Origin of the sequence: Nocardiopsis algeriensis (assembly GCF_014203695.1) — a bacterium.
GTDB classification, from domain to species: domain Bacteria; phylum Actinomycetota; class Actinomycetes; order Streptosporangiales; family Streptosporangiaceae; genus Nocardiopsis; species Nocardiopsis algeriensis.
The window spans coordinates 17726-41354 of the sequence record NZ_JACHJO010000005.1; the positions used below are offsets into that span (position 1 = coordinate 17726).

The following is a 23629-nucleotide window of genomic DNA, read 5'->3' on the forward strand; positions in this document are numbered from 1 at the left end:
CGGTCCCTCCCGTGCGGGGGACCCGCTCACCCCGCGTCGGCGGATCCGTCGGCGGATCCGTCCACGCGGGCCCGACTGAGCAGGTGGCGGGAGTGGTCCACGGTCCGCTCGGGCCCGCGCAGGCGGATCGGTACCCGCAGGCCCGGGTCGGCGCTGGAGGCGGCCAGGTACAGCTCCAGGTCGCCCGGCTCCACGATCCGCCTGCCGTCGGGGCCGGTGTAGGCGGACAGGTCGGCGTGCACGGTGAACTCCACGCGGCGCCCCGCCCTGGGCTCCAGGTCCACCCGCGCGTACCCCACCAGGCGGCGCACCGGCCGGGTCACCCTGGCCACCGGGTCGCTCAGGTACAGCTGCACGACCTCCGTGCCGGCGACCGCGCCCTCGTTGCGCACGGTGCATCCGACGGTCACCTCGCCGTCGGTGCCCACCTCGGCCGGTTCGGCGCCGGGTTCCACGGCCGCGCCGTCCAGGACCGGGTCGGACCAGCCGAAGCGGGTGTAGGACAGGCCGTGTCCGAACGGGAACAGCGGGGTGGGGTCCACCGAGCTGACCTCCCCGGGACCGGCCAGCGGCGGGCCGAGGTAGGTGGTGGGCTGGCCGCCGGGGTCGCCCGGCACCCCCAGGGGCAGCCGTCCGCTGGGGTTGACCCGCCCGGAGAGCACCCCAGCCACCGCGGGTGCGCCCTCCTGGCCGGGGAAGAAGGCCTGCACGACGGCGGCCGTGCGGTCGGCGAGCGCGCCCAACGCGTAGGGGCGTCCGGTGAGCAGCACCAGCACCACCGGGGTGCCCGTGGCCGCCACCGCCTCCACCAGTTCCTGCTGGACGCCGGGGAGGCGCAGGTCGGTGACGTCGCACCCCTCGCCGGAGGTGCCCCGGCCGAACAGTCCCGCCCGGTCGCCGACCACGGCCACGCACACCTCGGCGCCGCGCGCGGCCTCGACGGCCTCGGCGATCGCGGAGGTGTCGTCGCCGTCCACCGTGCAGCCGGGCACGTGCACCAGTTCGGCGCCGGGCAGCTCGGTGTGCAGGGCCTCCAGCAGCGTGGCCATCTCCAGACCCAGCGGCACGTCCGGGTGCTGGGCGCCCACGTGGCTGGGGAAGGAGTAGCAGCCCATGAGGGCCTCGGCCGTGTCGGCGTTGGGGCCCACGACCGCGATCCTTCCCCGGTCGGCCAGCGGCAGCACCCCGTCGTTGGCCAGCAGCACGACCGATTCCTCGGCCAGGCGCCGGGCCAGGGCGCGCTGGTCCCCGGTGTCCAGGGAGAGGTCGTCCTCCTGGGGTTCGGGGGCCCAGTCCTCGTCCAGGAGCCCCAGTTCGCACTTCTGGAGCAGCACCCGGCGCACCGCCCGGTCGACCAGCTCCTCGGGCACGCGCCCGGCGCGCACCTCCTCCAGCAGCGGTTCCCCGTAGCAGTGCAGCGTGGGCAGTTCGACGTCCACGCCCGCGGACAGGGCCAGCGCCGCGGCCTCGCCGGGCGAGCCGGCCACCCGGTGCAGGGTCTCCAGGAAGGCGATGCCGAAGTAGTCGGCCACGACCGTGCCCTCGAAGCCCCACTCCTCGCGCAGGAGCCCGGTGAGCAGCCCGGCGTCGGCCGCCGCGGGCAGCCCGTCGTTGTCGTTGTAGGCGTGCATCACCGATGCGGCGCCGCCGTGGCGCAGCGCCATCTCGAACGGCGGCAGCACGGTGTCGGCCAGCTCGCGCGGCCCCATCGACACGGGCGCCAGGTTGCGTCCGCCCCGGGAAGCGGCGTAGCCGACGAAGTGCTTGAGCGTGGCCACGATCCCGGCCGACTGCAGGCCGCGCACGTAGGCGCTGCCCACCGTTCCCACCAGGTAGGGGTCCTCGGAGACGGTCTCCTCCACCCGGCCCCACCGCAGGTCGCGGGCCACGTCCAGGACGGGGGCCAGCCCCTGGTGGACGCCGACCCGGCGCATGCGCTCGCCGATGGCGGCGGCCATCCGCTCCACCAGGTCGGGATCGAAGGCCGCACCCCAGGCGGGCGGGGACGGGAAGACGGTCGCGGTCCAGGCGGTGAAACCGGTCAGGCACTCCTCGTGCACCTGCGCCGGGATGCCGAAGCGGTTGGCTGCCGCGATCTCGCGCTGGGCGCGGGCCAGCGATCGGGCCCCCGCGGCCGGCGCCACCGGGGCGGTGCCGAAGGGCCGTGTCAGCTGGCCCAGCCCGTGGGCCACGGCCTCCTCCCAGGAGGGCGGCTCCTCCATGTCGTGCTGGTGGGGGGCGACCCCCTCGCCGGAGGTGTCGGCACCGACCCACAGGCCGCGCAGCTGGGCGGCCTTCTCCTCCAGCGTCATCTGCGCCAGCAGGAGGTCGACGCGTTCTTCGGAGGGCAGGGACGGGTCCTGCCAGGGGGCGGGGGCGCTCTGTGCGGTGGGGCGCGTCATGTGCGTTCTTTCCAAAGTCGGGGGCTCCCCGGGGAGCCGTCGGTCGCGGGCGGGGAGCGGCTACTTGCCGCCCACCCCCATGAGCCCGTTGACCAGGGAGCGGCGTGCCAGCAGGTAGACGACAAAGAGGGGGACCGTCGACAGCACCACGGCGGTGAGCAGGCCGGGAACGTCGACCCGGTACTCGCCCTGGAACTCGAACAGGCCCATCGTGATCACCCGCTTGTCGGCGGACTGGGTGAGGATGAGGGGGAACAGGAAGCCGTTCCAGGCCTGCAGTGCGGCGTAGACGCCCACCGTGCTCAGGCCCGAACGCGACATCGGCAGCACCAGCTGGGTGAAGGTGCGCGCCACCCCGGCCCCGTCCAGGGCCATGGCCTCGTACAGCTCCTCGGAGATGTCGCGCATCGTGCCCACGAGGATCAGTACGCACACCGGGAGCGCGAAGGCAGCCGTGGGCAGCACGATCGCGGTCAGGGAGTCGTAGAGCCCCAGGTTCACGATGATCAGGTAGACGGGGATGATGACCGCCTGGGAGGGGATCGCCAGCCCCAGCAGGAACACGCGGAACACGTTCTGGGTCCAGCGGCTGCGCGAGCGCACCACGGCGAAGGCGGTCGTCGCCGACAGCACCATGACCAGCACCGCCACCGCCAGGGTCACCAGCGCGGTGTTGCCCACGAACACCAGCAGGCCGTTGTCGATCGCGGCGACGTAGTTGCGCAGGGTCGGTTCCGAGGGCAGCGCCAGCGGCCCCTCGGCGGTGTAGTTCTCCGACCGCTGCACGGTGGCGATCAGCAGCGTGTACAGCGGCACCGCCACGACCAGCAGCCACAGGAAGGCTCCCAGGCCCCCCAGGACGTTGGGCTTCTCCCGCACCGGGCGGACACGTCGTACGGTGGTCACATTCCCTCCCGGGTACTGCGCATCGAGCCGAACCCGGTGAAGCGCACCATGAGCAGCGCGACCACCGTTGCGGCGAGGACCAGGGTGAAGGCGATCGCGCTCGCGTACCCCAGCTCCCAGCTCTTGAAGCCCACCCGGTACATCAGGAACGGGACGATGCTGGTGTCGGTGCCCGGACCGCCGCCGGTCAGGATGAGCACCGTGTCGAAGTAGGTCAGTGCACCCACCACCATCAGCACGGAGGAGGTGGTGATGGTGTGCCGCAGCTGCGGCAGGGTGATGTGCCAGAACATGCTCAGTCGGCCGGCGCCGTCGATGCGGGCCGCCTGGTAGAGGGACTCGGGGATCTGGCGGGCCCCTCCTTGGTAGAGGAGCATGTGCAGCGGGATGAACTGCCAGGCGCTGACGAACACGATCACCCAGAAGGCGCTGCCCGAGCCGCCGAGCAGGTCCAGGGACCCCAGGCCCAGCGCGGGCCCCAGCCAGGCCGCCGGCCCGAAGTTGGGGTCCAGCAGGGCGCGCCAGATGATCGCGACGGCGGCCGAGGACAGCAGCAGCGGCAGGAAGAAGATCGCCGAGAGCACGGCGCGCGTGCGCTGGCGTCCGGCCGCCCAGACGCCCAGCAGCAGGGCGATCGGGGTCTGCACCGCCCACGAGGCTGCGGTGAGCAGCAGGCTCAGCCACACGGCCTTGCCCATCAGCGGGTCGTCGAACAGCCGGGCCCAGTTGTCCAGGCCCACGAACCGGGGCGCGCCCAGGCCGCCCCACTCGGTCAGCGACAGATAGGCCACCAGGGCCATCGGCAGCGCCGCGAAGACCGCGAAGTAGACGAGGCCGGGCACCGCCCACAGGGCGCCGGGCCGCCCCGTGCGAGGGGCGGACCCGGCGGGGGACTTCCTGGTCACAGCGCCGCCAGCGCGTCGACGAACTGCTCGGGCGTGCTCTGCCCGTTGAACAGGGACTCGATCTCGGTGACCATCGGGGTGGCCACGTCCGGGGGCAGGGCCTGGTCCCAGGAGAGCTGGAAGTGGGGCGCGTCGCGCACCATCTCGTACTGGAAGGTCGCGAAGTCGGGGCTGGGGCTGTCGGCCAGCAGCTCCTCGGCGCCGGTGGTCGTGGGCACCTCGCCGTTGGCGACCATGTCGGCCACGTACTCCTCCTGGGAGGTGTACGTGAGGAACTCCAGGGCCGAGTCCAGGTGGGGGCTGTCGGAGGTCACGGAGAAGAAGTTGGTCGGGTTGCCCACGACGTTGGCGGGGTCGCCCTCGCCCCCGTCGATGGGCGGGAAGGCGGTGTAGCCCAGGTCCTCCTTGGCGAAGTCCTCGGCCTGGTCCAGGTGGGTCGAGTACTCCCACGAGCCCATGAGGTGCATCGCGGCCCGGCCCTCGGAGAGCAGCGTGGAGGCGCCGCCCTCGGTGTAGCTGACCGAGGCGTAGGCGTCGCCGAACGCGCCCCGGTCCACCAGCTCGGCCACCATCTCGGCGGCCTCCAGCACGGCCGGGTCGCGCCAGCCCTCGGAGTCGCCGCCCACGATGCGCTCGAACACCTCGGGGCCGCCGATGCGGTCCACCAGGTACTGCAGCCACATCTGCTCGGTCCAGGGGTCGGCCCCGGCCAGGGCGAAGGGGGTGACGCCCTCCTCGTTGAAGGTGTCGACCAGGTCCAGGATGTCGTCCCAGGTCTCGGGCGGTTCGGCGCCGGCCTCCTCGAACACGGCCTCGTTGTAGAAGAGGATGACCGGCTGGGTGCCGCGCAGGGGGATCCCGTACTGGACGCCGTCGATCTTGCCCGACTCCAGGACGGAGGGGATGAAGGACCCGGCGAACTCGGGGTTCTCGGCGAGCATGTCGTCCAGGGGCTCGAGCATGCCCTGCTCGACGTAGGGCTCGATGCTGCCGCCACCCCAGTTGAAGAACACGTCGGGCTTCTTGCTGGAGCCCATCGCGGTGCGCAGCCGCTCGACGTAGCTGTCCCCGGGGACCTCGTCGATGACGGCCTCCGCGTCGGAGTCCGCGTTGAAGCGCTCGACCGCGCCCTCCTGCACGACCACCAGGGTGTCCTGGTACATCCACACGTGCATCTCGTCGCTGCCCGCACCGCCGCCACCGCCGCAGGCGGTGGTGCCCAGCAGGGCGAGTGCCGCGACCGCGGCCGCGCTGACTCTGGGGGTAGTCATGGCCCACCTTCTTCGAAACTATCGGGAATGTTTCCGAAACTGTGTCGTCAGAATGTACGGGTGTCCTGTGCGATCGTCAATAGCCCCCTGAGATCCACATCACCCTGGGGTGGGGCGGGGCGTGCCCGAGCGGCGGGAAGAGCGTAGTATCAGGCGGCGTGAGTGCAGAACCCCTACCTTCCGCCCGCTCCGACACAGGTTCGCAACCGATAACGATCTCGAAAATTGCGGAGGCCGCCGGTGTCTCGGTGCCGACGGTCTCCAAGGTGCTCAACGGCCGCGCCGACGTGGCGGCCGACACCCGGGCGCGGGTGGAGGAGCTGATCCGCCGCCACGGCTACCGGCGCCGGCGCGGCTCCGGGGCGGCGCGCTCGTCGCTGATCGACCTGGTCTTCCACGAACTCGACAGCGCCTGGGCCGTCGAGGTGATCCGCGGGGTGGAGAACGTCGCCCGCAGCGAGGGCCTGAGCGTCGTCCTGACCGAGACCGGCGGGGAGAAGACCCCGCGCGACGACTGGGTCGACTCCGTGCTCGCCCGCCACACCACGGCCGTGGTCCTGGTCTTCTCCGACCTTGCCCCCGAGCAGCGGGGCAGGCTCACCGCCCGCGGCATCCCCTGCGTCGTGGTCGACCCGGCGGGGGATCCGGCACCGGACATGCCCGCGGTCGGATCGGCCAACTGGAGCGGCGGCCTGGCGGCCACCCGCCATCTCCTGGAACTGGGGCACCGGCGCATCGGCGTGATCGGCGGGCCCCGGAGCGTGCTGTGCAGCCGCGCCCGCATCGACGGCTACGCCTCGGCCCTGGACTCGGCGGGTATCGAGGTGGACCCCGAGCTGGTCCGCCACGGCGACTTCCACGTCGAGTCGGGACGCGACCGCGGGCGCGAGCTGCTGCTGCTCGACGAGCCGCCCACCGCGGTCTTCGCCGGCAGCGACCTGCACGCCATGGGCCTGTACGAGGCCGCCCGCGAACTGGGGGTGCGCATCCCCGAGGACCTCAGCGTCGTCGGCTACGACGACCTGCCGGTGGCCCGCTGGGTGGGGCCGCCCCTGACCACGGTGCGCCAGCCGCTGACCGAGATGGCCGAGGAGGCGACCCGCATGGCGCTCACCCTCGCACGCGGGGAGAGCCCGCCCAACCCGCGCCTGGACCTGGCCACCGACCTGGTCGTGCGCGGGAGCACCGCGCCGCCGCGGTGACGCGGCGGCCCGGCCGTCGATCCGGCCGTCGATCCGGCCGCCGGCCGGTCGGCGGCGGTGAGGTCAGAGGGAGCCGCCCGCGCGGTTGGTCCGGACGATCAGGTACACGAGGTAGGGCGCACCGAGCACCCCGGTGACGACCCCTACCGGGTAGCGGGTGCCGAAGGCGAACTGCGCGCACAGATCCGCCGTCAGGACCAGGAGGGCCCCCACCAGTGCGGAGGGGATGAGCAGGGAACCGCCGGGGCCGGTGAGGCGCGCCGCGATCGGTCCCGAGAGGAAGGCGACGAAGGCGATCGGCCCGGATGCGGCCGTGGCGAAGGCGATGAGCCCCACCGCGCCCACGACCGCGAGGAGCCGGGTGCGGTCCACGCGCACGCCCAGGGCCGCGGCGGTGTCGTCGCCGAGCTGGAGCGCCGACAGGCTGTTCGCCTGGGACAGCAGCACGGGGGTGAACACGAGGAGTGCGAGCAGGACCGGGACGGTCCCGTCCCAGCTCGCGCCGTTGAGGCTGCCCGTCAGCCACCGCATCGCCTCCTGGAGGTCCCAGGCCGGCGCCCGGTCCAGGATGTAGTCGGTGATACCGGTGAGCACGGCGGCCACACCGATGCCGATGAGGATGAAGCGGGTTCCCGAGACCCCGTCGCGAAACGCCAGCCCGTACACGAGCAGGGCCACCAGCAGGCCGGCGGTGATCGCGAAGACCGACACCCCGGTCGCGTCCAGCGAGAGCACCACGATCGCGAACGTGGCCGCCGCTCCGGCACCCGCACTGATGCCGATGACGTCCGGGCTGGCCAGGGGGTTGCGGAGCATGGTCTGGAACGTGACCCCTCCCAGGCCGAAGCACAACCCGGCCGCCACCGCCAGCACCGCCCGGGGCAGGCGCAGGCGCCCCACGGTGAACGAGGCGCCCGGGACGTCCTGGCCCAGGGCCACCCGCACGACGTCGCCGAGGGGATAGAAGGTCTGCCCGACCATCAGGGACACGGTGAACACGGCGGCGACCAGGACGGCCAGGACGGCGATCACCGTGCCCCGCCGACGGGCGCGGCGCGCTCTGGCGCGGGCGACGGCGGCGACGGTGGAGGCACTCGGGGCAGCGGGGGCGGTCAAAGCGCACGTACCTTCTGGCGGCGGACGATGTGGATGAAGAACGGGGCCCCGACCAGCGCGGTCACGATGCCCACGTCGATCTCGGCGGGGCGTGCCGCGATGCGGCCGACCACGTCCGCCGCGGTCAGCAGGGCCGCGCCGCCGAGGGCGGAGAACGGCAGCAGCCACCGGTGCCCGGAACCGACCAGCAGCCGGCACGCGTGCGGCACGACGAGGCCGACGAAGCCGATCGGCCCGGTGACGGCGGTGGTGGCGCCGCACAGCACGACGGCGCCTAGGGAGGCGGTCGCCCGCGCGAGCGCCACGCGCTGCCCCAGGCCGGCGGCCGTCTCGTCGCCCAGGGCGAGGAGGTCGAGCCCTCGCGCGGACAGGAGGCAGACGGCGGCCCCGACCGCGATGAAGGGCAGCAGCTGCGCGAGCGAGTCGAACGTGCCGCCGCCCACGCCGCCGACCTGCCAGGAGCGGACACCGTCGGCGATGTCGTTGCGCGGGAGCACCACGGCGCTGACGAGCGAGGCCAGGGCGGCGGAGACCGCGGCCCCGGCGAGGGCGAGCTTGAGGGGTGTGGCTCCGCCCCGGCCCAGGGCCCCGATCGCGTACACGAACACCGCGGTGGCGCCCGCCCCGGCGATCGCGACCCAGACGAAGCTGGAGGCGGAGGCCAGCCCGAAGAAGGCGATGCCGGTGACCACGGCCAGCGAGGCGCCCATGTTCACGCCCAGGATCCCGGGGTCGGCCAGCGGGTTGCGGGTCACGCCCTGCATGACCGCGCCCGACAGCGCCAGGGCAGCCCCCGCCAGGGCCGCGAGCAGGGTCCGGGGGACCCGTTTGGCCACCGCCGCCTGGTCGAAGCCCTCGGTGGAGCCCCCCAGTGCGGCCGTGACGGCGGACCAGGGCACGGTACGGGACCCGACCGCGACCGAGACGAGCAGGAGGGCGGCCAGGACGCACAGGAGGGCGACCAGCCACAGGGCCCGGGCGCGCCTCGGGCGCCGCACGGCGGCGGCGCCCGGGACGGGGGGCGAGAGGGTGTGCGCGGCCACTACGCCCCGCCGGCTGCTTCCGAGAGGAGCGACAGGTACTCGTCGAGGACCCACGAGATCGCCAGCGGGGTCGGGTTGGCGGCCGTGCCCAGAGGGCTGTCACCGGGCAGGCTGACGACCGCGCCGTTCTCGACCGCGGGCATCTGCGACAGGAGGGGGTCGCCCTCCAGGGCCTCCACGAGCTCGTCGCCGCCGTAGGTGACGATGATCTCCACGTCGTCGAAGGCGTCCGCCTGTTCGGCGCTGTGGGTCAGCGAGAACAGGTCGGTCTCGGCCGAGGCGGTCGCGACGCTCTCGGGGGTGGACATCCCCAGGTCCTCGAAGAACAGGGCGCGCGTGTCGTGCGTCGTGTAGAAGCTGACCTCGCTGAGGTCCGTGGTGTCCACGTGGGTCAGGAACATCGCCGACCGGCCCTCGATCTGCGGATGCCCGGCGGCCGACTCCGCGATCTCCTCCTCGAGGCCGGCGATGAGCTCCTCGCCCTCCTCGGCCAGGCCCAGGGCCTGGCTGTTGAGCCGGATCATGTCCCGCCACGGCGTTCCCCATGCGGTCTCGGGGTAGGCCACGACGGGGGCGATCTCGCTGAGCGTGTCGTAGTCCTCCTGGGTCAGACCGGAGTAGGCGGCGAGGATCACGTCGGGCCGGGTGTCGGCGACGGCCTCGAAGTCGATGCCGTCGGTCTCGTCGAACAGCACCGGCGTCTCCGCGCCCAGCTCGGTGAGTTTCTCCTCGACCCAGGGGAGCACGCCGTCGCCGTCGTCGTCGCCGAAGTTGGCGGATGCCATGCCGACGGGGACGACGCCCAGGGCGAGCGGAACCTCGTGGTTGGCCCAGTTCACCGTGGCGACCCGCTCGGGTGCGGACTCGACGGTCGTGGTGCCGAGGGCGTGCTCGATGGTGACGGGGGTCCAGTCGCCCGAGCCGCCCTCCCCGCCGGAGGAGTCGGAGGAGGGCGAGGAGCAGGCGGTGAGCCCGGCGGCGAGCAGTGCGGCTGCGGAGAGCACGGCCGGCCTTGAGACGCGGAGCATGGGTTCCTTCCCGTTGCGGCCGGGCGGGGAGGGTGCACGCACGGCCAACCGCGGCGAGAGCGCGAGTTTAGGTTTGCCTAACCGAATTTAGGGTGTCCTTGGCTGGTGTGCAATCACGCAGATGCGACACCTTTTGTAGCGAAACGGACAGGCGTGGTCGGCCAGGAGGTCCTACAGTGAGCGGAACCGTCCCGGGCTCAGCCCCGTGATCCGCCGGAAGGCCGCCCCGAAGGCGCTCGCCGAGTGGTAGCCCACGCGCAGGGCGACGTCGTCGATCTCCTCCCCCCGCGCCAGCATCGTGATCGCGTGTTGCACGCGCGCGGTGGCCAGCCACCGGCTGAACCCCAGACCGGTCTCGGCGCGGAAGGCCCGCGTGATGGTGCGGGTGCTCACACCGAGCCGCGCCGCCCACACGGCCAGGGTGGTGGTGTCGGCGGGGTTCTCGCGCACGGCGGCGACGACGGGGGCCAGCAGCGGCGACTCGGGTATCTGCAGGATCAGCTCGTTCCGGGCGGGCGCGAGGAGGTCGAGCACCATCGCCTCCGTCCTCGAACGCGCCTCCGGGGCGAGCTCCTCGGTGTCGAGCCGGTCGAGCAGGAGCCGCAGGAGCGGTGTCACCTCCATCGCCACGGGCCCGTCCGAGAGCTGCGGCACGGCGTGCACGCCGAACTGCGCGGCGCGGTGCCACGTGCCCGCGGGGGTCCAGCCCGAGTGGCGCGTGCCGGCCGGGATCCACAGGCCGAGCGTCGGGGTGATCGTCCAGACCCGCCTGCCGACCGTCGCCGAGGAGGCGCCCCGCCGGTTCCAGAGCAGCTCGTGCGTCGGATGCGAGTGCTCCTCCCAGAACGTGTCCCGGGGGATGACCTCGGCACTGCCCATGACGACGAACGGCACGTCGATCTCGCCGGGGGCGTAGAGGGGGAGCCTGCGGCTGTCGACCGCGCCGCGCGACGAGGAGCCGGTGGGGCGCGGAGGAGCTGCCGGAGTCGAACGGATGTCGCGTGTGACCACGACGTCCAGGCTACGGGCGGCGTCTCCCCGGGTGGAGGCGGTGCCCCCTGCCCCGGCCGGGGGACTCCGGCGCGGTCCCCGGGTCAATCGGGGAGGTCCACCCGGATCTCCCCGCCGAGGGAGGCGCCTCCCTCGAGTTCCAGGTCGTCGCCGCTCCAGAACCGCCCCGGGTCGTAGTAGCCGGGGCGGCGGCCCTTGGGCAGCAGGCCCATGGCCTCGTAGGTCAGGGCGATGACCTCCGCGCAGTAGGCGGTCTCCAGGGCGCGCCCGCCCTGCTCGCGCCTGCGGCCGGGGCGCAGCGGCAGGCGTCCGCGCGCCCAGCGCCCGGCCAGCTGCGCGCTGGAGGGGAAGGGGGTGCCGTCCAGCCTCGCGATCGTGCGCAGCACGGCGTCCTCCATCGCACGGTCGGCCACCGGCTCCAGTTGGCGCATCCAGCCCTGCTGGCCGTACTTCTCGCCCCAGACCAGGACCGCGTCGCGCAGGTCGTGGAGCTGTACGCCGCGCTGGTGCCTGCCGGTCCACATGTCGGGCAGGGAGCGGCCGAGCTCGGCGTGCCACATCAGCGGCGGGAGGTCGTCGAGGACCACCGACATGCCGACGTGGTTGACGGGGCTGTTCGTGGTGAGTTGGATGGCGCGGTCGGCCGCACTCCGGCCCCGGAAGACCCAGATGTCGCCGGTCCGGGTGATCTCCACCGCCTGGCTCAGGGACATGCTCGTATCAGACACATCGCTAGCCTAGGCACATGCGATGGTGGAAGGCCCTCGGAGTGGCCGCTTTCGTGGGTGTGGCAGCGACCGGCGTGGCGATCGCCCGCGCCGAGCGCAAGCGCCGCGCCTACACGCCCGAACAGATCAGGGAGCGCCTGCGCGAGCGCCATGCGCAGGCCGAGGCCGCGGCGGTCGATCCGCCCGCTGCGGTGGCCGCGGTGCAGGAGGGACCGGTGCGAAGAGCGCTGTCCTTCGTCAGGGCCCTCCCGTCCGCGGCGGCCCGGCGCCTGCGCCGTCCTTGAGTTCGCCTCGTCCGGGATCTCGGTGGCCTGTTCCTGTACCCATGCCGGAACGGCTGGTGTCGGACCCGGCGAGACATCCTGCGCAACCTCCTCGCCCGTCCGGACCATGAGCGGTTCGCGCCGGCCCCCGCCCTTGCCCCACTCGGTGGTGGCGGCCCCGAAGGGGAACAGGCCCGGGTGTGGACGCAGCCAACGTCCTTTCTTCCCGTGATCTTGTATCTGCGGTCACTTTGGCTGGATATCAGGACGGCAGTAAAAGGGGGTGAAGTTGACTCCAGGTACAAGATCACGGGAAATAGGGGCGTAGGGAGAGAAGGGCCCCGGAGTTCTGCGTCCAACGTTTGGCGGACGATATCGGTCAGGAATCCCCGTACGATCGGCGCGGGTGGTTGCGGGGTGGGGCGTGCGTCCTTTTTGAAGGTCGCGTCTCGCACGTCATGCACCCGATTCCCGATGGCCCAGTCTTTGCAGCATACGCGGGCGCCGTTCTGGGTCTTGCCGTCCACGCTGCGGGCGATGTGGCGGGGCTTCTCGGAAGGATGCGTTGCTGCTGCACGGCCAGCAAGTGGTGTGGGTCCCGGTGCGGGCCGGGGTGTCGATGCGGCGGCGTTCGCTGCCAGGAGAGCGGAAGCGTGCCGAACGGTGGCCTGGTCCACGTCGAGAGTGGCGGTACAAGGAACCACGTGGAGCCTTTCAGGTGGACCGGCATGGTTTCGTCACCTCGCCTTTCACGTGGGGCTCCACGCCCATTGAAAAAGAACAGGGAAGGGCGGAGGCCTTCAGTGGTGAGCGCACGTGCCAGGATGCTCTCGTCTTTCCGCGGTGATCACCTCGGCACTTCTCGACGGCCCTCGTCTCCAGAAGCGGTGAACCGGGCAGGGTGGCAAGAGAGAGGAAGGCAGGAACCGGGAACAAGGCTCTCCACCATCGGACTCGGGTTCCTGGGACAGGTTGTTCCTGTCAGCACCTGCGCGCCCACCGGTGCTGCCGGTCCGCCCCCGCACCGGTCGGCGGATCGCACGGTGGAGGCGTTGTCGGGGCGAGCGCCGCTCGGCCTGCGCCGCCGACGCGGATCTCCCGGTCGGCCGTCGGCGTTGCGAGCGGTCGATGCGCTGGAGGCGCCGACGGGAGGACCCCGGCTGCTTGTCGGGCCATCGCCGGTTCGGTTGCCGGCCGGACCGCGAACATCCGACGGGTATCGCGAGCGGGCCACCACCTCCCGTTCGCCACCGCGGGCCAACCCGTCGGAGCCGCCCCGCGTTCCAGGTGCGGGGCTCTTTGTTACTCGTAAGTTCTACCGACTGGTAATTTTGTCGATCGGCAGAGCGGGAGAACGTGCGAGGAGAGCCGTGCGGCAGGGAGTACTGACCCGGATCAGGCCCGTCCAGGAAGGGTTCCGCCTGTTCCTGCTGCACCACGCCGGGGGCTCCCCCGCCAACTACCGGCCCTGGGTACGGCATTTCCCCGCCGACTGGGACGTGTGCCTGGTGGGTGCTCCCGGCCGCGACGCCGGTACCGAGCCCCTGCGCGAGGCCCGCGAGCTCGCCCGCCACCTGTACGAGCACATCGCCCCCGGGACCGATCGCCCCCACGGCCTGTTCGGGCACAGCATGGGCGCCCTCCTGGCCTACGAGATGGCGCTCCTGGCCGCCGAGAGGGGCGCGCCCGGCCCCGACTGGCTCGGGGTGTCCGCCTGGAGCCCGGCGCCGGGGCCCGAGTGGGACCGGCCGCGCCACCTGCTGCCCTCCGAGCAGCTGTGCGAGAGCGTCGCGCGCTCGGGCGCCCCCGCCGGAGCCCTGGACGACCCCGACCGGTGGCGGCGGACCGAACCCCTCGTCCGCGCCGACCTGGAGGTGGTCGACACCTGGCGCCCCCACCCCGGCACGCCGCCGCTGCGGACACCGCTGTCGGTCCTGGGCGGAGCGGCCGACCCCGGCATGCCGCCCGAGCGCATGGACGCCTGGCACGGATACACCGAGGGTCCGGTTCTCAGGCACACCTTTCCCGGCGGCCATTTCTACTTCATGGGCCGTGTCGGCGAGGTCGTCGCGCACGTCACCGCCGACGTGGCCGCCGCTCTGGGCACGGCCCGGTGATCCGCGCCCTACGGCCCCTGTCGCGATGGTGAAGCAGGGGCTACGGTGGATACATGAGCCTTGAGCTGCAGACCGACCGACTCCTCATCCGGGAGTGGAAGACGGACGACGCCGAGGCGGCCCTGCGGGTGTACGGGACCGACGAGGTGACGAGCCGGCTGACGCCGGAGTTGCGCCCGCTGAGCGATGCCGAGGCGATGCGCTCGGTGCTGCACGCCTGGATCGAGGCGGGGCCCAACCTGATGCCGCCGGCGGGACGCTGGGCGATCGTCCGCAAGGACGACGGGGAGGTGGTGGGAGGACTGTCCCTCAAGCTGCTGCCCCCCTACGAGGAGGACTTCGAACTCACCTGGGCCCTGAGCCCCGACGTGTGGGGCCAGGGCTATGCCACCGAGGCCGGCCGCGCCATCATCTCCTGGGCCTTCGAGCAGGGGATCGAGGAGGTCTTCGCGGTCGCCCGTTCGAGCAACGAGCGCGCCGTCGCGGTGGCCCGCAGACTCGGCATGGAATGGGTCGGCGAGACGGAGAAGTACTACGACACGAGGTTGCAGGTCTTCCGTCTGCGTCCCGCCTGATCCGGCCCTCAGTCGCCGAGGTACCGGCTGATCCGCTCGGTCTCCTCCTCGGTCAGGCGCACGGCGGCAGCGGCGACGTTCTCCTCCAGGTGCGCCACCCGCGAGGTGCCCGGGATGGGCACCATGACGGGGGAGCGGTGCAGCAGCCAGGACAGCGAGAGCTGCACCGGGGAGACCCCGTGCTCACGGGCCGCGGCGGCCAGCGGTGAGTCCGGTCCGGCCAGTGCGCCCCGGTCCACCGGGGCCCAGGGCAGGAACGCGATCCCGTCCTTCTCGCACTGCTCCAGGACCTCCTCGGAACGCCGGAACGAGGGGGCGTACTGGTTCTGCACCGAAGCCACCGGTGTGATCGCCCGGGCGGCCGACAGCTCGTCCACGCCCACCTCGCTCAGCCCGATGTGCCGGATCTTGCCCTCCTCGCGCAGCTCCACCAGGGCGCCCAGCTGGTCGGCCAGCGGCACCTCGGGGTCGATGCGGTGCAGCTGCATCAGATCGATCCGCTCCAGCCCCAGGTTGCGCAGGCTCAGCTCCACCTGCTGCCTGAGGTACTCGGGGCGGCCCAGCCGGTGCCACTGGGAGGGCCCGGTGCGCACGAAGCCCGCCTTGGTGGCCACGACCAGGTCCTTCGGATAGGGATAGAGGGCCTCGCGGATGATCTGCTCGCCGATCTGGGGGCCGTAGGAGTCGGCGGTGTCGATGAAGGTGACGCCGAGTTCGACCGCGCGCCGCAGCACCGCCAGGGCCTCGTCCCGGTCCCGGGGCGGTCCCCACGCCCCCTCGCCCACCAGGCGCATGGCACCGAAGCCCATCCGGTGGACCGGCAGGTCGCCGCCGATGGCGAGGGTGCCCGCGAGGGCGGCCGAGGGTGCGGTGTTCGGCTCGGTCAAGCTGCTTCCTTCCGAGCGGCACGGTGGCCGCGCTGGTGCCGGGTCGGGGCCGCTCCGGCGGTTCGCGGAGACGGCCCCGGTGCTGCGGGCAGCATCTCAGGAGGAGGTCACCTCGGCAAGGAACCGCGGCGCTCAGACGCCCGCGCCGCGTCGCGTCACCGACGCCAGATCGGCCTCGATGCGCGCGGCGGTCTCCCTCAGGGCGGGGAGCAGGCGGCGGCCCATCTCCTCCAGAGGAGTGCGGCCCGCGTGGGTGGAGACGTTGGCGGCGGCGACCACGCTCCCCGAGGCGTCGTGCAGCGGCACGGCCAGCGACCGCAGGCCCTCCTCCAGCTCCTGGTCGACGACGGCGAAGCCCTGGGCGCGGACGCGCTCGACCTCGGCGCGCAGCTTGCCGGGGTCGGTGACGGTGAAGCGGGTCAGCGGCCGGGCCCGCGCGAGACGGGCGGCGAGTCCGTCGGAGGTGATCCCCGCCAGCAGTACCCGGCCCATCGACGTGGCGGCGGCGGGGAACCGGGTGCCCACGGTGACGGTCGCCGTCATGATGCGGGTGGTCGCCACGCGGGCGACGTAGAGGATGTCGTCGCCCTCCAGCACCGAGACCGAGGCCGACTCCCCGACCTGTGCCGACAGTTCCTCCAGGTGCGGCTGGACCACGTCGGGCAGCCCCGCCGAGGCGACGTAGGCGTACCCGAGGTCCAGGACACGCGGTGTGGGCGAGAACAGGCGGCCGTCGGTGCGCATGTAACCGAGGTCGGCCAGGGTGAGCAGGAAGCGGCGCGTGGCGGCGCGTGTCAGGCCGGCGGTGCGCGCGACCTCGCTCAGGGTCATCGCGGGCCGCTCGGCGGAGAAGGCCCGGATGACGGCCAGGCCGCGCTCCAGGGACTGCACGAAGTGCGCGCCGCGCTCCGGCGCTTCTTCTGTGGGCATGGGGTCTCTCCGCGGTCGGGGGGTGGGGAGGGGCGGACGGGTCGTCGCCTCCGCGATGTTCTCACACCGCACATCCCGATCCTGGTGCTCCGAGTGCGGAGGCGGCCGCGGAACGTACCGACCCCTATTTAACCTAACGCCGTTAGGTTAAGGTTGGAGCCGCACATCCCGCCCCGACACAGGAGGCCCCGTGACCGACGTCTACGTCCTGGATGCCGTCCGCACCCCCTTCGGAAGGTACGGCGGAGCCCTCTCCGGTGTCCGCCCCGACGACCTGGCCGCCCGCGTCGTCGGCGCCCTCGTCGAACGCGCGCCCGGCCTGGAGGAGACCGTCGACGAGGTCGTCCTTGGCAACGCCAACGGTGCCGGTGAGGAGAACCGCAACGTCGCGCGCATGGCCGCCCTCCTGGCGGGCCTGCCCACCTCCGTCCCCGGTGTCACCGTCAACAGGCTCTGCGGGTCGGGCCTGGAAGCCGTCATCCAGGCCTCCCGCGCCATCCAGACCGGCGACGCCTCCCTGGTGATCGCCGGGGGAGTGGAGTCGATGAGCCGGGCCCCGTGGGTGATGCCCAAGCCCGCCAAGGGCTTCCCCGCCACCGACACCGCCCTGTACTCCACCACACTGGGCTGGCGCATGGTCAACCCGCGCATGCCCGAACGGTGGACGCGCTCCCTGGGGGAAAGCACCGAGGCCCTCGCCGCCGACCGCGGCATCGGCCGGGCCGAGCAGGACGCCTTCGCCCTGGCCAGCCACACCAGAGCGGCCGACGCCTGGGCCAGAGGGGTCTTCGACGACGAGGTCGTCCAGGTCGAGGGCGCCGCCCTGGACCGCGACGAGTGCATCCGCCAGACCTCCGCCGACAAGCTCGCCGCCCTCGCCCCCGCCTTCCGCGACGGAGGCACCATCACCGCCGGCAACGCCTCGCCCCTCAACGACGGCGCCGCCGCGGTCCTGATGGGCGACCGCGCCGCGGCCGACACCCTCGGCCTGGAACCCCTGGCCCGCATCGCCGGACGCGGCGCGGCCGGAGTCGATCCCGACGTGTTCGGCATCGGCCCCGTGCGCGCCGCCGAGATCGCCCTCGAACGTGCCGGGATCGGTTGGCAGGACCTGTCCGTGGTCGAGCTCAACGAGGCCTTCGCCGCCCAGTCCCTGGCCTGTGTGCGCAGCTGGAAGGAGCTCGACCCCGGCATCGTCAACCCCAACGGCGGGGCCATCGCCATCGGACACCCCCTGGGTGCCTCGGGCGCCCGCATCCTCGGCACCCTCGCACACGAGCTGCGCCGCCGCGGCGGCGGCTGGGGACTGGCCACCCTGTGCATCGGGGTGGGGCAGGGACTGGCCGCGGTCCTGCACGCCGGCTGACGCCGTCCGCACGAATCCGGCCGCGTCCCCGTGCCGGGACCGGCATCCGGACCCGCCGGCCGTTAACGTGGGCGGGAGTGCCGGCACCGGCACGACGAGGTACAGACCCAGGAAGGCGGGGGAGAACGATCGACGTCGACCTGCACCACGTCGCGAGCGGACCCGAGGACGCACCGGTGCTCCTGCTCGGCGGCTCGCTCGGCAGCACCGTCGCCATGTGGGACCCCCAGGTCCGGGCCCTGTCCGAGACCTTGCGCGTGGTCTGCTTCGACCACCGCGGCCACGGCGGGTCCCCCGTTCCCGCGGGCCCCTACTCCATGGAGGGCCTGGCCGGGGACGTGATCGCCCTGATGGACCGGCTCGGCGTCGAGCGCGCCCACTACGCCGGCCTGTCCCTGGGCGGCATGGTCGGGCAGTGGCTGGCACTCCACCACCCCGAGCGGATCGACCGCCTCGCCCTGCTGGGCGCCACCCCCTTCAGCGGACCCCCCGAACCGTGGCGGGAGCGGGCCGCGACCGTGCGCGACCAGGGCCCTGGTGCGCTCGCCGACACACTGCTCGGGCGCTGGTTCACCCCGGAGTTCGCCGAGAGGCACCCGCAGGACATGGAGCTCTTCCGCGACCAGATCACCCACACCCCGGCCGAGGGCTACGCCGGGTGCTGCGCGGCGATCGAGGGGTTCGACGTGCGCGAGGACCTGGCGCGGGTCCGGGCGCCCACTTTGGTGGTCGCGGGGGCCGATGACCCCGCCGCACCCGTGGCGGGTGCGCGGACGATCGCCGAACGCATTCCCGGCGCCCGACTGGAGGTGCTGGAGGACGCCGCCCACCTGCTGTCGTGGCAGCAGGCGGACAAGGTCAACGCCCTCCTCGCCGAACACCTGGCCGCCTGAGCCCTGTTCTCCGGACCGTCTCGGGCTGCACGGCCGCCAGGCGCCCCTTGCCGCGCCGGAGGAGCCGGTGAGGGCGACCGGGCCGAGCTGCGCTCCCCGCCGTGCGAGGGAGCGCCTGCCCGACGGTTCGCCGATGCGGCGGGAGCACCTCCACGACACGGCCCGGTGCCGCGGGGCGCCCGCCGCCTGGGCGGGCGCCCCGCGCCTCAGGGCTTGAACGCGACCCCGGCGTGCTCCCACAGCCGCACCGACGGGTCGGCGGGCCGGGCACGGGGCTCGGTGCCGGGGCGGCGCCAGCCGGCGCAGTCGACGGCCCGCGGCCCCTCCTCGCGGCCGTCGCTCCAGGCACTGACCAGTTCGAGGCCCTCGAAGGCGGCCTCGGCCTCCTGCGGGCTGCGCACCCGGCCCCACGGGGTGCCGAACGACAGGATCCGCTCGGTGGTCAGCCGCGCGGTCTCGGGGTCGTCGGAGACCACGTGCGAGTAGACCAGGCACGACCCCGACGGCAGCCGCGCGAACAGGCGCTCGAGCAGGCCGAAGGGGTCGTCGCTGTCGGGGAGGCAGTGCAGCAGCGACACCGTCATCACGCAGACCGGGCGGCCTCCCTCCAGCAGACTGCGGGTCTCGGGGGCGTCGAGGAGCGCGTCCGCGCCGTTCCTGATGTCGGCGTTCAGGAAGGCCGTACGCCCCTGGCCGCCGGCGAGGAGGGCGCGGCCGTGCGCGAGCACGATGGGGTCGTTGTCGACGTAGAGCACCCTGGCCTCGGGGTTGACCTTCTGGGCCACCTGGTGGGTGTTGTCGGAGGTGGGCAGCCCCGCCCCCAGGTCCAGGAACCGGTCGACCCCGCGGGCCGCGACGTAGGACACCGCGCGGGAGAGGAAGGCGTGGTTGTCGTTGGCGTAGGCAAGGGTCTCGGGAAACTCCTCCAGGAGCATGTCGCAGGCCCGGCGGTCCACCTCGAAGTTGTCCTTGCCGCCCAGCAGGTAGTCGTACATGCGGGCGATGCTGGGCGTCTCCATGTCGATGTCGGGGGGGAAGCGGTTGGCCATGAGCGGTCCGGGGCGCCACCCGGCGCGCGACCGGATGGAGGGGGCCCCTGCCTCCTTACTCGTGTGCGCCGCGGGCGGGGCCGCAGGCTGCCGTACGGGGTGGTGTCACCGTGTCGGGGGGAAGTGATCTTCCGCCGAATCGTAACGGTGTTTCCCAGCTCTTACCGTGGTTTTCCCAAGGAAATCCGAAAGCGCGTATTCGGCGGTGCTCGGGATCATGTTCCCGGTTCGGAGAAACGGGGCAGTTCGTCGGCGAGGGCACCCGGCGCCGCTGCCCGGATGCGCTCTCCCGCGCTGCGCGGCAGGACAGGAGGGGCGGGGAGGGCGGGCGCCGACCAGAATGCCGCCGCCGAACCCGGTTCGGCCGGGGTTTCGGTTCCGGAAGAAACCGACGAATCTTCCTCCATTGCCGTTCCAGAAGAATTGTTCCCGGTTGTCTCTTCTGGCATTGTAGGGATGTTTATGGCGCCCAGTGTCCTGACCTGCGCCTGTAGTGCTCGCCGCTCCCTGCCCAGCCACCGTGTCAGGACGAACGGATCCCTTTCCGCCTCGTCCGCCAGCGCCGCCGCGGCGGCAGCCAGATGCACGCAGACGCCCTCCCAGCGGTCGCACGAGCACGTCGCCACGAGGGAGTCCCAGCCGCGCGGCACCAGGTCCACCCCCAGCAGCGCGAACACCTCCGCCACCGCGACCGGGAGCTCACCGGCCAGCACCCGGGAGCCGAACAGCGGCTGCGAGGCCAGCGCCGCGCACACGCGCTCCCAGTCGGCCTCGCCGGGCACCGCGCGGATCAGGCTCACCTCCTGGCCTCCCACCAGCGCCGACACCTCGCCCGGCCGCACCGAGAGCCGGACAGCGCCGGGCACGCCCTTGCCGGGCAGCGCCCGGCCGACGAGTTCGGACCACTCCCGTCCGCTCATCCGGCCACCGCCTCGGGGGACAGGCGCACGACCTCCCGCAGGTCCTCCACCGACAACCCCGCCAGCCACTCCTCACCGGTGGCCACCGCCCCGTCGGCCAGCACGCTCTTGCGCTCGATCATCTCGTCCACCCGCTCCTCGACCGTCCCCACGCACACCATCTTGCGCACCTGCACGTCGCGCCGCTGCCCGATCCGGAACGCCCGGTCGGTGGCCTGGTTCTCCACCGCCGGGTTCCACCACCGGTCCACGTGCACCACGTGGTTGGCCGCGGTCAGGTTCAGTCCCGTCCCCGCAGCCTTGAGCGAGAGCAGGAAGACCGCCGGTCCCGCCATCTCCTGGAAGCGCCGTGTCATCTCCTCCCGATCGGCGCGCGGCGTGCCCCCGTGCAGCCACAGCACCGGCACGCCCAGGCGCGAACGCAGGTAGGGCGCCAACCGGTCGCCGAAGCGCGCGTACTGCGTGAAGCACAGGGCCTTGTCGCCCTCGGCCGCGGCCTCGCCCAGGATCGACTCCAGCCGGTCGAGCTTGCCCGAGCGCCCCGCCAGCGCCGAACCGTCCCCGAGGAACTGGGCCGGGTGGTTGCAGATCTGCTTGAGCCGCGACATCGTCGCCAGCACCAGCCCCTTCTTCTCCTTCTCGTCCGCCTCCCGCAGGCGCTCGGTCATCTCCTCCACCACCGCCTTGTACAGCGACGCCTGCTCGGGGGTGAGCGTGCACCACGTGCGCATCTCCACCTTCTCCGGAAGGTCGGCGATGATCGACCGGTCGGTCTTGAGCCGGCGCAGCACGAACGGCCCCGTCATCCGCCGCACACGGGCGGTGTCGGGGCCGCTCTCGCCCGCCACCGCCTGCTCGAAGGCCGCGGCGGTGCCCAGCAGGCCGGGGTTGGCGAAGTCCATGACCGACCACAGTTCACCCAGGTTGTTCTCCACCGGCGTCCCGGTGAGTGCGATCCGGGTGCGGGCGGGCAGGGAGCGCACCGCGCGGGCCTGCCGGGTGCCGTGGTTCTTCAGCGCCTGCGCCTCGTCGCACACCACCCGGTGCCAGGGCAGCCCGGCCAGTTCTGCCGAGTCGCGGGCGACCACGCCGTAGGTGGTCACCACCAGGTCGCAGGCGCCCACGAGACGGGCCAGGTCATTGCCCTGGGGACGTTCGGGGCCGTGCTGGACGTGCACCCGCAGGCCGGGCGCGAAGCGCTCGGCCTCGCGCCTCCAGTTGCCCACCAGTGACACCGGGCACACCAGCAGCGTGGGCCCCGGAGCCGGGCCGTCGCGGCGCTCGTCGGCCAGCAGCGCCAGCAGCTGCACGGTCTTGCCCAGGCCCATGTCGTCGGCCAGGACCGCACCCAGCCCCAGCTCACCGAGGAAGCGCAGCCAGGAGGCGCCCCTCTCCTGGTAGGGCCGCAGGACGGCGCCGAATCCGGGCGGGGTCTCCAGGGGCCGCAGGGACGACTCGGCCCCGCCGCCGAGCAGGGCGCCCAGCGGGCCCGAGGCCCGGACCTCCTCCACCGGCAGGGGCGCGGTGCCCGCCGCGCCCACGGCGGTGCGCAGCGCCTCCTCGGTGCGCATCCGGCGGGCGCCGTGCCGGACGACCATCTCCAGGGCCGCGGCCACACGGTCGGGGTCCATCTCCATCCACCGCCCGCGCACGCGCACCAGGGAGCGCTTGAGCCGGGCCAGTTCGGCGAGCTCGGCGAGCTCCTCCTCGGTGAGGGGTTCCGCGCCCTCCTCCCCGCCGCGCAGGAGCACCTCGAACGAGACGTCGACCAGGTCGGAGGGGCCCACACCGCCGCGACGCCGGGCGGGCGGCTCCTGCGCGTCCATGCGCAGCCCCAGGGAGGACCTTCCGTGCCACTCGGGCAGGACCACGGAGAACCCGGCGGCACTCAGCCCGGGCGCCGCCTCGGAGACGAACCGCTGGGCGTCCTCGGTGCCCAGCAGCAGCCGGGAGGGCGCCAGGTCGCGCAGGCAGCGGCGCAGCAGCGGATGGTGGCGGGCGGCCCGGCGCAGATCGGACAGCGCGGTGGCACCCACGTCCGAGGGCAGCCAGGCGGCGCCCTCGCCCAGCCAGACCTGCTCCAGGGGCAGGCGCAGGCCCGGCTCGGCGGACGAGCGCACCCAGAACTCCACCGTCCACGGACCGTTCCGGTCGGGTTCGCGCAGCAGGAACAGCAGCGCCGCCCGGCCCTGACCGCGCACCCGGGAGCGCCAGTCCCGCAGCGGTCCGCGCAGCCGCTCGACGGTTCCGGGGTCCGGCGGGGGGCCGCCGGTGGAGAGGGCGGCGGCCAGGGCAGGGCCGGACCCCTCCGCCGCGGTGCCGGACCGGGGCGGGGCCAGGCGGCGGGCCACGGCGTCGGTGAGCAGCTCCAAGGGTTCCAGGACGCAGACCCGCCCCGCCTCGCCGGGGGAGCGGCCGGGCAGGTGCGCGCGGGCCGAGGCGGGCAGTGCCGCGGTCAGCGCCGCCAGGTGTTCCCGGACCGGGTCCAGCGGGGCCGGGCGCCAGCGGGCCCGGCCGCCCGCCAGGCCGGGCAGGACGCAGTCGGAGCGCACGAGCAGTTCGGCGAACCCGCGCACCGCGCACAGGTGCCCCAGCGAGGGCCCGACGGCGGCTCCGGCGACCTCTGCCCGGCCCTCCAGCGCGGACAGGAGGCGCTCTGCGGCGGCCGGGGCCAGACGCAGGGCCGGGACGCTCCAGGAATGGAACGCGGCCGGATGCGCCGACGCCCGGGCGGAGTGCTCGGGCGCGTCGGGGGTGCCCGGCAGGAGCAGTTCCAGCGGGGCGACCCGCAGGGACTCACCCTCCAGAGGAGCGGCCAGCAGGTCGCGCAGGGCCCGCGGGACCAGGGCGAAGGGGTGCGGCGGGGACGCCGAGTCCCGGCCGCCGCTCCGCGCGGGGCGGCCCTCGCCCCACACCGCCAGCGCGTCCCCGTCCCAGGCGCCGTGCAGTACCCGCATCCCCGTCCCCCGGTCAGTCGTCACCGGCCCAGTATGGGGGGAGCCGGGGACAGGACCGCC

Annotated in this window: 20 protein-coding genes; 6 read left to right on the forward strand and 14 right to left on the reverse strand. The window is 73.2% G+C overall.

Annotation, left to right across the window (positions count from 1 at the left end):
• Positions 1–26 precede the first annotated feature (26 nt).
• Genes FHS13_RS08820 through FHS13_RS08835 form a run of 4 tightly spaced genes read right to left on the reverse strand, consistent with a single transcriptional unit; the run spans position 27 to position 5484 of the window.
• A complete protein-coding gene (locus FHS13_RS08820) occupies positions 27–2402 on the reverse strand; it encodes a beta-xylosidase/alpha-l-arabinosidase (protein WP_184290331.1) in 2376 nt (791 codons plus the stop codon).
• Between the two features lie 60 nt (positions 2403–2462).
• Positions 2463–3308 carry an ABC transporter permease subunit gene (locus tag FHS13_RS08825; RefSeq protein ID WP_184290333.1) on the reverse strand — a complete coding sequence of 282 codons (846 nt, stop codon included), beginning with the start codon at positions 3306–3308 and terminating at the stop codon, positions 2463–2465.
• Positions 3305–4213, reverse strand: a complete 909-nt coding sequence (locus tag FHS13_RS08830; RefSeq protein WP_343064958.1) for a carbohydrate ABC transporter permease — start codon at positions 4211–4213, stop codon at positions 3305–3307. The genes FHS13_RS08825 and FHS13_RS08830 overlap by 4 nt, the downstream gene beginning before the upstream one ends.
• Complete coding sequence (locus tag FHS13_RS08835; protein WP_184290335.1) at positions 4210–5484, reverse strand: extracellular solute-binding protein; 1275 nt, start codon at positions 5482–5484, stop codon at positions 4210–4212. Before FHS13_RS08835 ends, FHS13_RS08830 begins: the two co-directional genes overlap by 4 nt.
• Positions 5485–5693: 209 nt before the next feature.
• Here FHS13_RS08835 and FHS13_RS08840 point away from each other — a divergent pair, with 209 nt between their 5' ends.
• Positions 5694–6686 (forward strand): LacI family DNA-binding transcriptional regulator, encoded by a 993-nt coding sequence (locus tag FHS13_RS08840; protein WP_343064975.1) that lies wholly within the window; start codon positions 5694–5696, stop codon positions 6684–6686.
• A 63-nt stretch (positions 6687–6749) separates the two neighbouring features.
• Here the strand turns inward: FHS13_RS08840 and FHS13_RS08845 are convergent, their stop codons facing one another.
• From FHS13_RS08845 to FHS13_RS08865, 5 genes are all read right to left on the reverse strand, one after another.
• Positions 6750–7802, reverse strand: coding sequence for a FecCD family ABC transporter permease (locus FHS13_RS08845; RefSeq protein WP_184290339.1), 1053 nt, complete (start codon positions 7800–7802; stop codon positions 6750–6752).
• Positions 7799–8845, reverse strand: a complete 1047-nt coding sequence (locus FHS13_RS08850) for a FecCD family ABC transporter permease (RefSeq protein ID WP_343064959.1) — start codon at positions 8843–8845, stop codon at positions 7799–7801. The genes FHS13_RS08845 and FHS13_RS08850 overlap by 4 nt, the downstream gene beginning before the upstream one ends.
• Complete coding sequence (locus FHS13_RS08855) at positions 8845–9873, reverse strand: iron-siderophore ABC transporter substrate-binding protein (protein ID WP_184290341.1); 1029 nt, start codon at positions 9871–9873, stop codon at positions 8845–8847. The genes FHS13_RS08850 and FHS13_RS08855 overlap by 1 nt, the downstream gene beginning before the upstream one ends.
• A gap of 171 nt (positions 9874–10044) precedes the next feature.
• Complete coding sequence (locus tag FHS13_RS08860; protein WP_184290343.1) at positions 10045–10884, reverse strand: helix-turn-helix domain-containing protein; 840 nt, start codon at positions 10882–10884, stop codon at positions 10045–10047.
• Positions 10885–10967: 83 nt separating this feature from the next.
• On the reverse strand, positions 10968–11597 hold the full coding sequence (locus tag FHS13_RS08865) for a hypothetical protein (protein WP_184290941.1): 630 nt from the start codon (positions 11595–11597) through the stop codon (positions 10968–10970).
• A gap of 56 nt (positions 11598–11653) precedes the next feature.
• Here FHS13_RS08865 and FHS13_RS08870 point away from each other — a divergent pair, with 56 nt between their 5' ends.
• The 3 genes from FHS13_RS08870 to FHS13_RS08880 all read left to right on the forward strand — a co-directional run bounded on the left by FHS13_RS08870 (position 11654) and on the right by FHS13_RS08880 (position 14567).
• A complete protein-coding gene (locus FHS13_RS08870) occupies positions 11654–11896 on the forward strand; it encodes a hypothetical protein (RefSeq protein ID WP_184290943.1) in 243 nt (80 codons plus the stop codon).
• Between the two features lie 1349 nt (positions 11897–13245).
• On the forward strand, positions 13246–13992 hold the full coding sequence (locus FHS13_RS21360) for a thioesterase domain-containing protein (RefSeq protein ID WP_184290344.1): 747 nt from the start codon (positions 13246–13248) through the stop codon (positions 13990–13992).
• 53 nt (positions 13993–14045) lie between these two features.
• On the forward strand, positions 14046–14567 hold the full coding sequence (locus FHS13_RS08880) for a GNAT family N-acetyltransferase (RefSeq protein WP_184290346.1): 522 nt from the start codon (positions 14046–14048) through the stop codon (positions 14565–14567).
• 8 nt (positions 14568–14575) lie between these two features.
• Here FHS13_RS08880 and FHS13_RS08885 read toward each other — a convergent pair whose 3' ends face one another.
• Complete coding sequence (locus FHS13_RS08885; RefSeq protein WP_246404984.1) at positions 14576–15454, reverse strand: aldo/keto reductase; 879 nt, start codon at positions 15452–15454, stop codon at positions 14576–14578.
• Between the two features lie 132 nt (positions 15455–15586).
• The gene (locus FHS13_RS08890; RefSeq protein ID WP_184290348.1) at positions 15587–16384 is read right to left on the reverse strand and encodes an IclR family transcriptional regulator domain-containing protein; all 798 of its coding nucleotides are present in this window, start codon (positions 16382–16384) and stop codon (positions 15587–15589) included.
• 190 nt (positions 16385–16574) lie between these two features.
• On the opposite strand from FHS13_RS08890, the gene FHS13_RS08895 reads away from it, so the two are divergent.
• Together FHS13_RS08895 and pcaD are read left to right on the forward strand one after the other, a co-directional pair.
• A complete protein-coding gene (locus FHS13_RS08895) occupies positions 16575–17750 on the forward strand; it encodes an acetyl-CoA C-acyltransferase (protein ID WP_184290350.1) in 1176 nt (391 codons plus the stop codon).
• 77 nt (positions 17751–17827) lie between these two features.
• On the forward strand, positions 17828–18643 hold the full coding sequence (gene pcaD / locus FHS13_RS08900; protein ID WP_343064960.1) for a 3-oxoadipate enol-lactonase: 816 nt from the start codon (positions 17828–17830) through the stop codon (positions 18641–18643).
• A 206-nt stretch (positions 18644–18849) separates the two neighbouring features.
• On the opposite strand, the gene FHS13_RS08905 is transcribed toward pcaD, so the two are convergent.
• From FHS13_RS08905 to FHS13_RS08915, 3 genes are all read right to left on the reverse strand, one after another.
• Positions 18850–19692, reverse strand: a complete 843-nt coding sequence (locus FHS13_RS08905; protein ID WP_184290352.1) for an SAM-dependent methyltransferase — start codon at positions 19690–19692, stop codon at positions 18850–18852.
• A 215-nt stretch (positions 19693–19907) separates the two neighbouring features.
• Entirely contained in the window at positions 19908–20612 is a 705-nt protein-coding gene (locus tag FHS13_RS08910) for a hypothetical protein (RefSeq protein ID WP_184290354.1), read from the reverse strand.
• On the reverse strand, positions 20609–23569 hold the full coding sequence (locus tag FHS13_RS08915; protein WP_184290949.1) for a DEAD/DEAH box helicase: 2961 nt from the start codon (positions 23567–23569) through the stop codon (positions 20609–20611). The genes FHS13_RS08910 and FHS13_RS08915 overlap by 4 nt, the downstream gene beginning before the upstream one ends.
• Positions 23570–23629 lie beyond the last annotated feature (60 nt).

Coding starts and splice junctions, on each gene's coding strand:
- FHS13_RS08820 (WP_184290331.1), bottom strand. CDS start 2,402: ATGACGCGCCCCACCGCACAGAGCGCCCCCGCCCCCTGGCAGGACCCG.
- FHS13_RS08835 (WP_184290335.1), bottom strand. CDS start 5,484: ATGACTACCCCCAGAGTCAGCGCGGCCGCGGTCGCGGCACTCGCCCTG.
- FHS13_RS08855 (WP_184290341.1), bottom strand. CDS start 9,873: ATGCTCCGCGTCTCAAGGCCGGCCGTGCTCTCCGCAGCCGCACTGCTC.
- FHS13_RS08865 (WP_184290941.1), bottom strand. CDS start 11,597: ATGTCCCTGAGCCAGGCGGTGGAGATCACCCGGACCGGCGACATCTGG.
- FHS13_RS08880 (WP_184290346.1), top strand. CDS start 14,046: ATGAGCCTTGAGCTGCAGACCGACCGACTCCTCATCCGGGAGTGGAAG.
- FHS13_RS08890 (WP_184290348.1), bottom strand. CDS start 16,384: ATGCCCACAGAAGAAGCGCCGGAGCGCGGCGCGCACTTCGTGCAGTCC.
- FHS13_RS08905 (WP_184290352.1), bottom strand. CDS start 19,692: ATGGCCAACCGCTTCCCCCCCGACATCGACATGGAGACGCCCAGCATC.
- FHS13_RS08910 (WP_184290354.1), bottom strand. CDS start 20,612: ATGAGCGGACGGGAGTGGTCCGAACTCGTCGGCCGGGCGCTGCCCGGC.
- FHS13_RS08915 (WP_184290949.1), bottom strand. CDS start 23,569: ATGCGGGTACTGCACGGCGCCTGGGACGGGGACGCGCTGGCGGTGTGG.